Raw genomic sequence first — 14,825 nt, 5'->3', positions numbered from 1 at the left:
CGCAAGAAGACCCTCATGGTGGGGAGCGCGGCCCGCCCTTCACGGGCATCCTTCGAGACCCGCTCCTATGGAGCGCTCGTTAATCCAAGCACGGCACCGACCTCTAGCTGCCGCCGGAGTGGGGCTGTTTATCGCGGTAAATGGCGGCTCTGAGTTCGTCAATGAGTTATCATTTATGCGCTGCGGAGGCGCTCCGAACGAGCAAAAGCGTCACAAGCTCTCAGGATGAGGGTCTCACAAAATTGCATTCTGCCCGGAAATCGCTATTTTCCGCGGCCCGGAGGCCCCTTAGATGTCTGTTATCGATCTTGCCGCGAATCCGAGCGATCTGCGTGCGCTCGCCGAACAATCCAACGCCTGGCCGTTCGAGCAGGCGAAGGCCATTGTCGCGCGGCTGAAGAAAAGCCCGAAGGACGAGGTGCTGTTCGAGACCGGCTACGGGCCATCAGGCCTGCCGCATATCGGCACCTTCGGCGAGGTCGCGCGCACCTCGATGGTGCGGCACGCTTTTCATGTGCTGACCGAGAACAAGATCAAGACCCGCCTGCTCGCGTTCTCCGACGACATGGACGGGTTTCGGAAAGTGCCCGACAACGTCCCCAACAAGGAGATGCTGGCCGCGCATCTCGGCAAGCCGCTGACGCGGGTGCCGGATCCGTTCTCCAACGAATACCCGTCGTTCGGGCACCACAACAATGCGCGGCTGCGCGCCTTCCTCGATCATTTCGGCTTCGACTACGAATTCGCGAGCTCGACCGACTATTACACGTCCGGCCGTTTCGACGCGACGCTGCTCAAAATGCTCGCGGCCTACGACAAGGTGATGGCGATCATCCTGCCGACGCTCGGTCCCGACCGCCGCGCGACCTATTCGCCGTTCCTCCCCATCAGCAAGACCACGGGTGTCGTGCTGCAGGTGCCGATGATCCGCCGCGACGTTGCGGCCGGCACGGTGACCTACCTCGATCCCGATACCAACCAGGAAGTCGAGACGCCGGTCACCGGCGGCAACGTCAAGTGCCAATGGAAGGCCGATTGGGCGATGCGCTGGGTCGCGCTCGGCGTCGATTACGAGATGGCCGGCAAGGACCTGATCGACTCGGTCAAACTCTCCGGCGCGATCGCCAGGGCGCTCGGCGCCACGCCGCCGGAGGGCTTCAACTACGAGCTCTTCCTCGATGACAAGGGCCAGAAGATCTCGAAGTCGAAGGGCAATGGGCTGACCATCGACGAATGGCTGCGCTACGCCTCGCCGGAATCGCTGTCGCTGTTCATGTATCGCGAGCCGAAGGCGGCCAAGCGGCTGTATTTCGACGTCATCCCGCGCAATGTCGACGACTACCAGCAGTTCATCGACGGCTTTGCGAAGCAGGACGCCAGGCAGCAGCTCGGCAATCCGGTCTGGCATGTCCACAATGGCCATCCGCCGAAGTTCGACATGCCCGTCACGTTCCAGCTCCTGCTGACGCTGGTGTCGTCGTCGAATGCGGAGAATGCCGAGACACTGTGGGGTTTCATTGGTCGCTACCGACCCGGTGTGAGCCCGCAGACGCATCCCAAGCTCGACGCGATGGTCGGCTATGCCATCAACTATTATCGCGACTTCGTCGCGCCGACGAAGACGTTCCGCGAACCGACCGAGACCGAGCGCGCGGCGCTGCAGGATTTGCGGGATGCATTATCGCAGCTTCCGCAGGACGCCTCGGCCGAGGACATCCAGAACGTCGTCTACGAGATCGGCCGCCGCGAGCCGTTCCTCGACCAGGTCAAGAAGGGCAAGGACGGCCGTCCGGGCGTGACGCTCGACTGGTTCAACATGCTCTACCAGGTGCTGCTCGGCCAGGAAAAGGGCCCGCGCTTCGGCTCCTTTGTCGCGGTGTATGGCGTGCAGAACGCGGTCAACATGATCGACGGCGCGCTGGCGCGGAGTGCGTGAGAGCTACGGAACTGAGTTGTAGGCGCGACCTATCTCCCCGATTCGTCCTGGCGAAAGCCAGGACCCATAGCCACCGCCGGATGTGGTTACGGAGACTCGGAGTGGCCAATTGGTGCCACAACTTCTCCCTGGGTAATGGGTCCTGGCTTTCGCCAGGACGACACCGAGGCCTCACTGGCTTGCCCACACGATCCGCGCGATCCACACCACCTCGCTCGCCGCCATCCTGCGTTCGGCCTGCGTCGCATCGAGCGGCTGCAAATCCAGAGCCTTTGCCGTGCGGCGCTTCAGCGTCGCCACCGTCACCTCGCCCGCCTTGCTCTTCACCACCACGCGATCGCCTTTGTGGATCGGCGCGCCGGGCGCGACCAGGATGATGTCGCCGTCGCGATAGGCGGGTGCGAACGCTTCGCCGGTAATCTGCAGCGCGAAGCTGTGATTGCCCTCGACGGCGGGAAGGGCAAATTCGGTCCATCCCTTGCCGATGGGAAAGCCGGACTCGTCGAAGGCACCGCTCGCGCCCGCCAGCGCGAAGCCGAGCAGCGGCACCGAGCGGCCGCCGCCTGCCTCGTCGCCGACCAGCCTGGCAAAGGTGTCGATCGAGGAATTTGCCGCCGCCAGCGCTTTCGCGATCGATTCGGTCGAGGGCCAGCGCTCGCGGCCGTCGGAGGTAACGCGCTTGGACTTGTTGAAGGTGGTGGGATCGAGCCCGGCGCGCTTGGCGAGGCCGGACGGCGACAGGCCGGCACGCGCCGCCAGCCGATCCAGCGCGCCCCAGATCTGGTCGTGGGTGAGCATCCTCTGCGCTTTGGCCTGCCTGACCATGGAAGGTCCAGCCCGTCGCAACTCAGGAAAACTATCCTCAAATCAATCGGTTTTCCGTTTTCGGTGCAAGAGGCGGCGTCTAAGTCTTGAGTTCGGCAGGGGTGGCCTTTACGGTCCCGCCCGGGATTTAACGACCCACGAGAGACGAAAATCCCCAGGAGACTCAAAGAGCTGTCTCCCCGGGCAAACAGGGCTGCGTAAGCGGTGGTCAAGATCTACAAAATCTGTCCGGCCTCGGCCTGGCGCGAGGCGGAACGGCAGGGCGTTTATCGCGGCAGCGCGGACGATTCGCGCGATGGATTCATCCATTTCTCGACCGCCGCCCAGGTTCCCGAGACCCTGCAGAAGCATTATGTCGGGCAGCGCGCGCTGTTCCTGGTCGAGGTCGACGGCGATGCGCTCGGCAGCGCGTTGCGCTGGGAGCGCTCGCGCAATGAGGAGCTGTTTCCGCATCTCTATGGCGAGCTCGATCTCGGCGCGGTGATGGCTGTGATGAACCTCAACACGCGCTCCGACGGCGGCCACGATGTTCCGGAGCTTGCCCCGTGATCCGCGCTTTCGACGCTCTCTCGCTGCCGGTGCTGCGTTGGCTCGATCCGGAGGATGCGCATCGCCTCGCGATCCAGGGCCTGCGCTTCCTGCCGCCGGGCAAGCCGCACGCTGACGATCCCAAGCTTGCGGTGCGTGCGTTCGGGCTCAACTTCCCCAATCCGATCGGCATGGCCGCGGGCTTCGACAAGAGCGCCGAAGTGCCGGATGCGCTGCTGCGGCTCGGCTTCGGCTTCGTCGAGATCGGCTCGGTGACGCCGAAGCCGCAAAGCGGCAATCCGCGACCGCGGCTGTTTCGTCTGGAGCGCGACGAGGCCGTGATCAACCGCATGGGCTTCAACAATGACGGTGCGGAGACAGCCCTGCGCCGGCTTGCGGCGCGCGCGCAGCACGGCGGCATCGTCGGCGTCAATGTCGGCGCCAACAAGGATTCGCCCGATCGGGTCAACGATTACGTCAAGCTGATCGAGACCTTTGCGCCGGTCGCGAGCTATTTCACCGTCAACGTCTCCTCGCCGAACACGCCGGGCCTGCGCAATCTGCAGGAAGGCGCGCTGCTCGACGATCTCCTCGCCAGGGTGATCGACGCGCGCCAGCGGGTGCGCGAGAGCGCCGGCGACACGCCGGTGCTGCTCAAGATCGCGCCGGATTTGAGCCTCGCCCAGCTCGACGAGGTCGTGCAGGTCGCGCGCTCGCGCCGGGTCGATGGCATGATCGTATCGAACACCACGACCGCGCGGCCGAGTACGCTGCGCGAGGAGATGCGCGCCAAGGAGCAGGGCGGCCTGTCCGGCCGGCCGCTGTTCCGGCTGTCGACGCGGATGGTCGCGGAGACCTATGTGCGCGTCGAGGGCGCATTCCCCCTGATCGGTGTCGGCGGGGTGGACTCGGGCGGCGCCGCGCTGACGAAGATCCGCGCCGGCGCGAGCCTGATCCAGCTCTATTCGTCGCTGGTCTACAAGGGCCTCGGCATCGTCGACGAGATCAAGCGCGACCTCGCCTCGACCCTATTGCGGACGGGGCGGGATTCTCTCTCCGAGATCGTCGGCTCCGACGCCGCCACGCTGACGGCGGAAGACTGGCCGGGGATGTAGGCGGTCTCGTGCCCCGAGCGCAGCGCAGCACGTTAGTGATGCGCTGCTGAACCGGGGCCCACGCTCGCGGCATTTTGGGTCCCGGCTCCGCGCAGCAGCGTTTCACCCTGCAGCGTGTCCGGGACACGAGAGCTACGACCTCGAAAACGTCTTCCTGTACAGCGCCGGATAGCGCGCGGCCTGCAATCCGCCGCGCGAGACGTAGGAGGCGATCAGCGCGCTCCACAGCCCGGCATTGCCGAACGATTGCAGCGCCCACCATGTGGCGAGGAAGATCGCGAGCGAGGCCAGCATCAGATTGCGCATCTCACGCGCCCAGGTCGCGCCGATATAGATGCCGTCGAAGCCGAAGGCGAACACGCCGGGAATCGGCGCGAGCACGACGAACGGCAGGAATTCCCGCGCGCCGCGACGGACGCTTTCGCTCGCCGTCATGAAATCGATTAAGTTCGGCCCGAACACCGCGAATAGCGCGGACACGACCAGCGCGAAGCCGAGCCCCCATAGCAGCACCAGCCGGGTCGAATCAGCAAATCCCCTGGCGTCGCGTGCGCCGAGCGTACGGCCGCAAAGCTGCTGGGCTGCGTTCGCTAGACCATCGAGAAAGAAGGCGCTGACCAGCAGAAAATTGTTGAGCACGGAATTCGCGGCCAGCGTGACGTCGCCGGCCCGCGCGCCCTTGGCGGTGAAGAACAAGAACACGGCGATCAGCGCCGCGGTACGGATCAGGATGTCGGAATTCACGGCCAGCAGCCGCATCAGCTTGGCCCGGTCGAACAGCTCTGCGTACGGCACCGCGAACCCACCGTCCGCATAGCGGCGGCAGACGATCATGCCGAGGCCGAATCCGGCCGCTTCAGACAGCAGCGCTGCGATCGCAGCACCTGCGATGCCGGTGTCGTAGACCAGCACCAGCAGGATCGTCGCCGCCGCGTTGACGAGATTGATGACGATTTGGAGCGCGAGCGCCGGGTTGGCGCGAGCCTGGCCGACCAGCCAGCCCAGGATGACATAATTGACGAGCGCCAGCGGCGCCGACCAGATCCGGATCACGAAGTAGGTTTTCGCCGCGCGCGTGACGCCTTCGCTGCCGCCCATCAGGTCGAACAGCACGATGGCCAGCGGCAGTTGCAGCGCGATCAGTGCTACGCCGATCAAGCCGGCGACGATGAAGCCGCGCACCAGGATCGCGGTCAGCTCGCGCGTCTCGCCGGCGCCGAGCGCCTGCGCCGTGAAGGCGAGCGTGCTCATGCGCAGGAAACCGAACAGCCAGAACAGGCAATCGAAGATGACGGACGCGATGGCGACGCCGCCGAGCAGCGCGGCGTCGTCCAGCCGTCCGATCGCGGTGGTCGAGACCACGCCGATCAGTGGCGTGGTGAGGTTGGCGACCATCGCCGGGCCTGCGATGGCGAAGACCTGACGGGAACCGATCTTCAAGTGAACGGGTGCGTGCATGTCAGAACACGAGCACCATGCTGTCTTCGGCGGCGAGATGGGCGATGTCGTCGAGGCGCGACAGCACGTCTTCGCTCATATGGGTGAGCACGAGGCGTTTTGCGCCGATTTCGGGAAGGTGCTGTTCCAAGGTCGTCAGGCTGAGGTGATTCTTGACCACCTTCTCGTACATATAGGCTTCGGCGATGAAAAGGTCGGCGCCATGCGCCAGCGGAATGAGCGTCTCCGTCCATTCAGTATCGGCGCTGTAGGCCAGCGTGCGACCCTCGGCTTCGACGCGATAAGCGAGGAACGGTCCACCGGATTCGCCGTGCACGACGGGATAGGGCGTCACCGTCACCGCGCCGAAGCTTTGGCTCTGCTCGGGCGCGAGCTCGACGACGGACAGCTCGAAGCGCTGTTTCGTCTTCGAGGAGTGCTCGAACAGACCCTCCATCACCTCACGCAGCCGCGTCTCGATGCCTTTGGGGCCGGCGATCGTGAGCGACCGCGCCCGCCGCGAGAATTGTGCGTCGAGCAGGACAAACGGCAGCCCGGCAAAATGGTCGCCGTGGAAATGCGTGATCAGGATGAGATCGATCTCATTGCGGTCGATCTCCAGCCGCTTCAGTGCCGGCAAAGCCGACGCGCCGCAATCGATCAGGAAGTTGGCTTCGCGCCCCGAGACGTGGAAGCAGGTATTGAGCCTGCCGCCGGATCCGAAGGCGTCGCCGCAGCCGACAAAGCGCAATTGCATCGGCCGCCAGCTCCAAATCCTTTACCTGCGTGGCGCGCCGAAAACGCGCATCAGCAGCCAGATCGGAATCACGATGACAGCGCCGAGCAGGAAGTAGCGCCACAGCCAGTTCACGGTATCGAAGCCGAGATCCCACAAACGCTGGAACAGAAGACGAATGCTTAAGATGATATTCCAGGGGTCGAAGCCGATCGCCGCCAGCACGACGCCGACGAGGATCGAGAGCAGCACCAGGCGAAACGCGACCGCCAGCGGCGAGCCGCCGAGAAAGCGGTGCAGGCCGTCACTGCGGCCGGCCGGCAAATCTCTGACGTCGTGGGCCATCTCAAACTCCTCAGGGGATTCGACCTATCATAGGGCAAGGCGGGGACATGGGGAACCTGTGAGGGGGCGTCAATCGGCTTACGGGATTTTAATTCGGGCAAGCACACGCCCGGGGCTTCTTAAGCCTCAACCTCGGCCGCCTCCGCTTTCAGCATCTTTTCCAGCGTTTCCAGCCGGTCGGCCTCCCGCGGCGGCTTGTCCCAGCGCAGCCGGCTGATGCGGGGAAAGCGCATCGCGACGCCGGATTTGTGCCGTGGTGAGCGCTGCAGCCCCTCGAAGGCGACCTCCAGCACCAGCCCCTTGTCTGGCTCGTGCACGACGTGGCGGACGGGGCCGAATTTTTCGGTGGTATTGCGACGCACGAAGCGGTCGATCTGGAGCAGCTCCTCGTCCGTGAAGCCGAAATAGGCTTTTCCGACCGGCACCAGTTCGTCACTGCCCGGCCCTGCGGTCCAAACGCCGAAGGTGTAGTCGGAATAGTAGGACGAGCGCTTGCCGTGGCCGCGCTGCGCATACATCAGCACGGCGTCGATGATGTGCGGATCGCGCTTCCATTTCCACCATTGTCCCTTCGGCCGCCCCGGCAGATAGGGTGCGTCGCGCCGCTTCAGCATCACGCCTTCGACGGCGTCCGCGTCCTCGCCCGCACCAGCGCTGGCGGGATCGGCGCGTGCTGCGGTCAGCGCCTCCCAGCTTGCGAAGGCGACGGTGGGCGACAGATCGATGCGGGGATCGTCGAGCTTACCGATGAAGGTCTCCAGCCGTTCGCGCCGCTCCGCGAAAGGCAGCTCGCGCAAATCGTTCTCGTCGTCGCCGAGCAGATCGTAGGCGCGCAGATGAATCGGAAATTCCTTGATCAGCTTCGGAGACACGACCTTGCGGTTGAGCCGCTGCTGCAGAACATTGAAACTTTGCACGCGCCCTTCGCGCAGGATCAGAAGCTCGCCGTCGATGGCACCGGGCAGCCGCAGCGACGGCACGAGGTCCGGAAAGCTCCCGGTGATGTCCTCGCCGGTGCGCGAATAGAGCCGAGCGGTGATGTGGCCGTGCTCGTCGCGGCCGGCCACCGCCTGCACGCGGATGCCGTCCCATTTCCATTCGGCGATGTAGTCGGCGGGATCGAGTGCAGCGAAATCGGTGTCCTCGATCGCATGCGCCAGCATGACAGGACGGAACGGCGCGGGATCGCGATTGACTGGCTTGTCGCCGCGGCCTTCCAGCCAGGCGAACAGGTCGAGATAAGGCGGCGCGAGACCGGGCCAGATCAGCTCGACCTCATGCGGGTCCTTGTCGCCGAGCGCGGCGGCCGCGGTCTTTGCCAGGCGCGCGGAGATGCCGATGCGCAACGCGCCGGTGACGAGCTTCAACAGCGCCCAGCGGCCGGTCTCATCCAATTCGTCGAGCCAGCGCTCGAGCTGCTTCGGCAGCTCGGTCTTGCCGAGGGTGCGCAGGGTGGTGACGACCTCGGTGAGGGTTGGGGGAGGTGGGTTGTTGTGGACACCCACGGCCTTCGGCCACATCAGCGCGATTGTCTCGGAGAGATCGCCTACATAGTCCCAGGATAGGCCGAACAAGACCGGGTCAGTTCGCTGGGCGATAAGATCGCGCAGCAGAGAAGGTTTTGCGTGCTTGAAACTCAGCGCACCGGTCAGCGCGGCCAGCGCGTAGCCGCGATCGGGATCGGCGACCTCGCGAAAATAACTCGTGATCAGCCGCAGCTTGTTGTTGCGGCCGGGTTCGTAGGCGAGGCGGTCGAGAAGTTCGGCGAAGCGGTTCATGCTTCGGCCTCGTCAGCGAGCGGCGTCTCGGTCTCCTCCTCGTCGCCATAGCCGACGAGATCGAGCGGCCGCGACCGCAAACCCTTGCTTTGGCACCAATGCACCAGCGCGTCTTCCTGGCCATGGGTAACCCAGATCTCGCCGGCACCGGTCGCGGCGATCGTGGCGGTGAGGCCGTCCCAATCGGCGTGATCCGAGATCACCAGCGGCAGCTCGATGCCGCGTTGCCGCGCGCGGGCGCGCACCCGCATCCAGCCAGAGGCGAATGCCGTGACGGGATCGGGAAACCGGCGGGTCCAGAGATCGGATGTTGCAGAGGGCGGCGCCAGCGTGATGGTGCCGGCGAGCGCCGCCTTCTTGACGCCCTTCGCCGGCCGCAACTCGCCGAGCTCGATTCCGCGGCTCTGATAGTAATGCGTGATCTTCTCCATCGCGCCATGCAGATAGATCGGCGCGTCGTAACCCGCTTGGCGCAGCAGAGCGATCACGCGCTGCGCCTTGCCAAGCGAATAGGCGCCGACGAGATGCGCGCGCTCCGGAAATAGCGCCACCGACGCCAGCAGCTTCTTGACCTCGTCGGCCGCATCGCCATGGCGAAACACCGGCAGGCCGAACGTTGCCTCGGTGATGAAGACGTCGCAGCGTACGAGCTCGAACGGCGTGCAGGTCGGGTCGGGCGCATCCTTGTAGTCGCCGGAGGCGACGATGCAGGTGTCCTTGCAGGTGACCGCGACCTGCGCCGAACCGAGCACATGGCCGGCCGGGTGAAACTTCGCGCTGACGTCGCCGAGCCGGATCTCCTCGCCATAGTGGATTGCTTGGGTGGAGCCGGCAAAATTCTCGCCATAGCGCAGCCGCATCATGTCCAGCGTTTCCTGCGTCGCCAGCACCGCGCCGTGGCCGGCGCGGGCATGGTCGGAATGGCCGTGGGTGATCACGGCCCGCTCGACCGGCCGGACGGGGTCGATATGGAAGCCGCCCGGCTTACAGCATAGGCCGGCGGCAACTGGCAGCAGGATGTCTTGCGGACGCATGCCTGTTATATAGGTCGCGACCCCGCATCTTCGAGTCATCACCGCTTCGTTCCCTGGTTCCCACAATGCCCCTGCGCTTGTTCCTGACCTCCGGCGATCTCATGGCCGACCGCCGCTTCGAGTTCGCGCGCGACCTCCAGCTCAAGGGCGATCTGGCGGCCGCCGCCGACCTGCTGGAGCAGACCATCGAGATTGCGCCGAATTTCACCTCGGCCTGGTTCACGCTCGGCGAAATCCGCGCGCAACTCGGCGAGCGCGACAAGGCCATTGCGGCCTTTCGCAAATCGCGCGAGTCCGACCCGAGCGATCAGCATGGCGCTCATCTGCATCTGATACGCCTCGGCGATGCGCAATTGTCCGAGATGCCCAAGGCCTATGTGCAGGCCTTGTTCGATCAATACGCCCCGCGCTTCGAGCACGTGCTGATCAACGATCTCGGCTATCGCGCGCCGTCGCTGATCTTCAAGGCGGTGGTGGCTGCCCGCGTCGCCGCGAAGAAGCCCGCCCTGTTCAAGCGCGCCATCGATCTCGGCTGCGGTACGGGGCTCGCGGCCGCCGCCTTCGCCAAACAGGTCGACCAGTTCATCGGCATCGATCTGTCGCCCGGCATGGTCAAGGAGGCGCGAGCCACCGGCCTCTATGCCGAGCTCGAAGTCGCCGACATGATCGAAGGCCTGCGCAGCAGGAGCGAGGCGAGCGCAAACCTCGTCGTCGCTGCCGATGCGTTCGTCTATCTCCCCGATCTCGCACCGGTGCTCGGCGAAGCCAGGCGCGTGCTCGCGCCCGGCGGCGTGCTTGCGTTCACGCTGGAGACCCATGACGGCAGCGGCATCGTTCTCGGCGAAGGCCTGCGCTATGCCCATTCGGCGGAATATGTGCGCGATGCGATGGCGAAGGCCGGCCTCAAGCTCCTCACATTGGAGCAGGCCTCCCCACGCACCGAGAACAACGAACCGGTGGGCGGCCTCGTCGTGGTCGCCGAGAAAACTTGAGTTTAGGCGCTATAAGCGGCGCTTTAAGCGTCATTGCGTCGCAAAGCCGCGACTTCCCACTTGCGAGCCGTGCGGCGATGCCAGCACAATGCGCGCACCAGGGAGAAACAAACAATGACCAGGAATCCATCGCGGCGCGATTTCAGCGCCGCCGCGCTCGCGACCATCGCGGCCTCCACCTTGCCCGCGCCCTATGTCTGGGCCGCGGAGAAGAAATACGATTCCGGCGCCAGCGACACCGAGATCAAGATCGGGCAGACCGTGCCGCATTCCGGCCCCGGCTCGCTCTACGGCGTGCTCGGGCGCGTCGGCGAGGCCTATTTCCAGATGCTGAACGAAAAGGGCGGCATCAACGGACGCAAGGTCAAATTCCTCACCATGGATGATGCCTACAGCGCGCCGAAATGCGTCGAGGCGACGCGGCGCCTGGTCGAGCAGGAGGAGGTGCTCGCGCTCTACGGCTCGCTCGGCACCGCGCCGCAGACCGCCGTGCACAAATACCTCAACTCGAAGGGCGTGCCGCAGTTGCTGCTCAACACCGGCGCGTCGAAGTGGAATAACCCGAAAGAGTTCAAATGGACGATGGCGGGCTTGCCGCTCTATCCGACCGAGGCGCGGATCCTGGCGCGGCACGTCGTCAGCGTGAAGCCGAACGCGAAGGTCGGCATCCTGTACCAGAACGACGATTTCGGCCGCGACTTCCTCGGCCCCTTCAAGAAGGTTCTGGAAGACGCCGGCGGCACCGCCAAGGTGATCATGGAGCAGACCTACGATCTGACCGATCCGACGGTCGATTCCCAGCTCATCAACCTCTCGAAGTCGGGTGCGGACGTCTTCTACAACATCTCCACCGGCAAGGCCTCGTCGCAGTCGATCCGGAAAGTAGCCGAACTCGGCTGGAAGCCGCTGCAGCTGCTGTCGGCCGGCTCGACCGGCCGCTCCATCCTCAATGCCGCGGGCCTCGAGAACGCCGCCGGCATCGTCGCCATCCGCTACAACAAGGAAGTCGGCCTGCCCAAATGGGAGAAGGACCCCGACGTCATGGCGTTCGAGGAGCTGCGCAAGAAGTACACGCCGGCGATCGATCAAGACAACACCATCGCCTTCGCCGGCTACGGCCAGGCCGTCACCATGGGCGAGATCCTGCGCCGCTGCGGCGACGAGCTCACCCGCGCCAACGTGCTGAAGCAGGCTTCCAACCTCAAAGGCTTCCACTCGCCTTATTTCCTCGACGGCGTCACCTACGACTACACGCCTGACGATTACACGCCGATGAAGACGCTCTTCATCTCCACCTTCACCGGCAAGGACTGGGACATCTCCGACAAGCCGATGTCGGAGTAGGGGCTCTCCGCGAATGCGTGGAGCGTTGAATGGGCGGTAGCTTCACGCTCGTCATGCCCGGGACAAGCCCGGCCATGACGCCTGTCGGCGCGTCCTGCCCACCCCCTCGACGAACCCGTCCCCACGGCTTACCTGTGATGCCGTGCCGCCCCGCATCCGCAAAATCCCGGCCGAGCCTGCCGCGCTGTTGCCCGACCGCTTCAAGGCGTGGTTCGCGGCCCGCGGCTGGTCGCCGCGCGCGCATCAATTGGCGCTGCTGGAAAAGGCGCGCGAGGACCGATCCGCATTGCTGATCGCGCCCACCGGCGCCGGCAAGACGCTGGCGGGATTCCTGCCGACGCTGGTGGAGCTGAGCTCCGCGCCCAAAGCTTCGGCGAAATCGGTGATCTCCACCGGCCGCAGTCTGCAACGCACCGGCGGCCTGCACACGCTCTACATCTCGCCGCTCAAGGCGCTCGCGGTCGATATCGCGCGCAACCTCGAGCGTCCCGTCGCCGAGATGGCGCTGCCGATCAAAATCGAGACCCGCACCGGCGACACCCCAACGTCGCGGCGGCAGCGGCAGCGGCGCTATCCGCCGGACATTTTGCTGACGACGCCGGAGCAGCTTGCGCTGCTGCTGTCCTCCGATGATGCGCCGTTTCTGTTTTCCTCCTTGAAGCGCATCGTGCTCGACGAGCTGCATGCGCTGGTGACGTCCAAGCGCGGTGATCTGCTCTCCCTTGGGCTCGCGCGGCTGTGGCGATTGGCGCCGCAGATGCGCGCCATCGGCCTGTCGGCGACCGTGGCCGAGCCTGAATCGCTGGCGCGCTTCCTGGTGCCGCAGCCCGGCGGCAAGGAAGCGGCGGCCGACATCGTCCTTGCCGGCGGCGCCGCACCGCCGCTGGTCGAGATGATGGACACGCGCGAACGCCTGCCCTGGGCCGGCCACAGCGCGCGCCATGCGCTTCCCGAGATCTACGAGCTGATCAAGGCGAACAAGACCACGCTGGTCTTCGTCAATACCCGCAGCCAGGCCGAGATGCTGTTCCAGAACCTCTGGAGCATGAACGACGACAATCTTGCCATCGCGCTGCATCACGGCTCGCTCGACGTCGCCCAGCGCCGCAAGGTCGAGGACGCCATGTCAGCGGGCAGATTGCGCGGCGTGGTCTGTACCTCCTCGCTCGATCTCGGCGTCGACTGGGGCGACGTCGATCTCGTCGTCAATATCGGCGCGCCCAAGGGCTCCTCGCGCCTGATGCAGCGCATCGGCCGCGCCAACCACCGGCTCGACGAAGCCTCGCGCGCGGTGCTGGTGCCCGCGAACCGATTCGAGGTGCTGGAGTGCCGCGTCGCGATCGACGCCATCGCGGAGAATGCGCAGGACACGCCGCCGCTGCGCCTGGGTGCGCTCGATGTGCTGGCCCAGCACGTGCTCGGCTGCGCCTGCGGCGAGCCGTTTTTCTCCGACGAGCTTTACGGTGAGGTCCGCACCGCCGCGCCCTACGCCGATCTCACGCGGCAGGACTTCGACGACGTGGTCGATTTCGTCGCCTCCGGCGGCTACGCGCTGAAGACCTATGAGCGTTTCGCGCGGATCAAGCAGGACAAGGAGGGACGCTGGCGCGTCGCCAATCCCAGGGTGCGGCAGAGCTACCGGATGAATGTCGGCACCATCGTCGAGGACGACATGCTCAAGGTGCGGCTGGTGCGCTCGCGCGGCGGAGGTCAAGGAAAAGCAGGCGGGTCGACCGGCGTGATCGCGCGCGGCGGCAGGCTGCTCGGCGAGATCGAGGAAGCCTTCATCGAGGGTCTCAGCCCGGGCGACACCTTCGTGTTCTCAGGAGAGGTGGTGCGCTACGAAACCCTGGTCGAAGACCAGGTCTATGTCTCGCGCGCCAACGACAAGGACCCGAAGGTGCCGTCCTATATGGGCGGCAAGTTTCCGCTCTCGACCTATCTTGCCGAACGGGTTCGCCGCCTGCTCGATGACGGGCGCGCGTGGGGCGCCTTGCCGGAGCAGGTGCGCGACTGGCTGTCGCTGCAAAAGGACGTCTCGCGCGTGCCGGCGGTGCGCGAGCTGCTGGTCGAGAGTTTTCCCCGCGCCAACAAGCATTACGTCGTCTGCTATCCCTTCGAAGGCCGTCTCGCGCATCAGACGCTCGGCATGCTCTTGACGCGCCGGCTGGAGCGCGCCCGCGCCCGGCCGCTCGGTTTCGTCGCCAATGAATATGCGATCGCGGTCTGGGCGCTCGGCGACATGTCCTCCATGATCCGGGACGGCAGGATCGACCTCGACGCGCTGTTCGATCCCGACATGCTCGGCGACGACCTCGAAGCGTGGCTTGCCGAATCCGCGCTGATGAAGCGCACGTTCCGCAATTGCGCGATCATCTCCGGCCTGATTGCGCGGCGGCACACCGGTGAGGAGAAGAGCCGCCGTCAGGTGCTGTTCTCGACCGATCTCGTTTACGACGTCCTGCGCAAGCACCAGGCCGATCACGTGCTGTTGCGCGCCGCCCGTGCCGATGCCGCCACTGGCCTGCTCGATCTGCGACGCCTCAGCGACATGCTCACCCGCATCCGGGGCCGCATCACGCATCGGGAACTCGACCACGTCTCCCCGCTCGCCGTCCCCGTGATGCTGGAAATCGGCCGCGAGTCAGTCTATGGCGAAGCTGGAGACGAGCTCCTGGCGGAGGCCGCCGACGAGCTCGTCAAAGAGGCGATGGGATAACAGCAGGTTTTGACGTGGGGGCAGGCGCGCTGGTTT

The 14,825-nt window shown here is 65.3% G+C and carries 12 protein-coding genes; 6 read left to right on the top strand and 6 right to left on the bottom strand.

The window, feature by feature from the left end; translation table 11 throughout:
• Nucleotides 1–292: 292 nt before the first annotated feature.
• A complete protein-coding gene (locus RX329_RS40020; protein ID WP_018460039.1) occupies nt 293–1,936 on the top strand; it encodes a lysine--tRNA ligase in 1,644 nt (547 codons plus the stop codon).
• 171 nt (nt 1,937–2,107) lie between these two features.
• Here RX329_RS40020 and RX329_RS40015 read toward each other — a convergent pair whose 3' ends face one another.
• Nucleotides 2,108–2,761 carry a helix-turn-helix transcriptional regulator gene (locus tag RX329_RS40015; RefSeq protein ID WP_085358618.1) on the bottom strand — a complete coding sequence of 218 codons (654 nt, stop codon included), beginning with the start codon at nt 2,759–2,761 and terminating at the stop codon, nt 2,108–2,110.
• 204 nt (nt 2,762–2,965) lie between these two features.
• Between RX329_RS40015 and RX329_RS40010 the strand changes: the two genes are divergently transcribed.
• Nucleotides 2,966–3,310 (top strand): DUF952 domain-containing protein, encoded by a 345-nt coding sequence (locus RX329_RS40010; RefSeq protein WP_018460037.1) that lies wholly within the window; start codon nt 2,966–2,968, stop codon nt 3,308–3,310.
• Nucleotides 3,307–4,404 (top strand): quinone-dependent dihydroorotate dehydrogenase, encoded by a 1,098-nt coding sequence (locus tag RX329_RS40005; RefSeq protein ID WP_085358620.1) that lies wholly within the window; start codon nt 3,307–3,309, stop codon nt 4,402–4,404. Before RX329_RS40010 ends, RX329_RS40005 begins: the two co-directional genes overlap by 4 nt.
• A gap of 132 nt (nt 4,405–4,536) precedes the next feature.
• On the opposite strand, the gene RX329_RS40000 is transcribed toward RX329_RS40005, so the two are convergent.
• The 5 genes from RX329_RS40000 to RX329_RS39980 form a co-directional block, all read right to left on the bottom strand.
• Nucleotides 4,537–5,862 (bottom strand): MATE family efflux transporter, encoded by a 1,326-nt coding sequence (locus RX329_RS40000; protein ID WP_085358622.1) that lies wholly within the window; start codon nt 5,860–5,862, stop codon nt 4,537–4,539.
• A gap of 1 nt (nt 5,863) precedes the next feature.
• Nucleotides 5,864–6,598 (bottom strand): MBL fold metallo-hydrolase, encoded by a 735-nt coding sequence (locus tag RX329_RS39995; RefSeq protein ID WP_085384948.1) that lies wholly within the window; start codon nt 6,596–6,598, stop codon nt 5,864–5,866.
• Between the two features lie 21 nt (nt 6,599–6,619).
• The gene (locus RX329_RS39990; protein ID WP_018460033.1) at nt 6,620–6,922 is read right to left on the bottom strand and encodes a DUF6460 domain-containing protein; all 303 of its coding nucleotides are present in this window, start codon (nt 6,920–6,922) and stop codon (nt 6,620–6,622) included.
• 119 nt (nt 6,923–7,041) lie between these two features.
• Nucleotides 7,042–8,700: a cisplatin damage response ATP-dependent DNA ligase gene (locus tag RX329_RS39985; RefSeq protein ID WP_085351992.1), complete on the bottom strand. Its 1,659-nt coding sequence runs from the start codon at nt 8,698–8,700 to the stop codon at nt 7,042–7,044.
• Nucleotides 8,697–9,734 carry a ligase-associated DNA damage response exonuclease gene (locus RX329_RS39980; RefSeq protein WP_018460031.1) on the bottom strand — a complete coding sequence of 346 codons (1,038 nt, stop codon included), beginning with the start codon at nt 9,732–9,734 and terminating at the stop codon, nt 8,697–8,699. The genes RX329_RS39985 and RX329_RS39980 overlap by 4 nt, the downstream gene beginning before the upstream one ends.
• A 65-nt stretch (nt 9,735–9,799) precedes the next feature.
• On the opposite strand from RX329_RS39980, the gene RX329_RS39975 reads away from it, so the two are divergent.
• The 3 genes from RX329_RS39975 to RX329_RS39965 all read left to right on the top strand — a co-directional run bounded on the left by RX329_RS39975 (nt 9,800) and on the right by RX329_RS39965 (nt 14,789).
• Entirely contained in the window at nt 9,800–10,726 is a 927-nt protein-coding gene (locus RX329_RS39975) for a methyltransferase domain-containing protein (protein ID WP_018460030.1), read from the top strand.
• 114 nt (nt 10,727–10,840) lie between these two features.
• The gene (locus RX329_RS39970) at nt 10,841–12,070 is read left to right on the top strand and encodes an ABC transporter substrate-binding protein (protein ID WP_085384950.1); all 1,230 of its coding nucleotides are present in this window, start codon (nt 10,841–10,843) and stop codon (nt 12,068–12,070) included.
• A 142-nt stretch (nt 12,071–12,212) separates the two neighbouring features.
• A complete protein-coding gene (locus RX329_RS39965) occupies nt 12,213–14,789 on the top strand; it encodes a ligase-associated DNA damage response DEXH box helicase (RefSeq protein WP_085357775.1) in 2,577 nt (858 codons plus the stop codon).
• The last annotated feature ends 36 nt before the right edge of the window (nt 14,790–14,825 follow it).

It is taken from the genome of Bradyrhizobium sp. BWC-3-1, assembly GCF_032917965.1.
Lineage (GTDB): Bacteria > Pseudomonadota > Alphaproteobacteria > Rhizobiales > Xanthobacteraceae > Bradyrhizobium > Bradyrhizobium canariense_D.
Note: the sequence above shows the minus strand (reverse complement) of the source record. Positions and strands in the feature narration are given on the sequence as shown.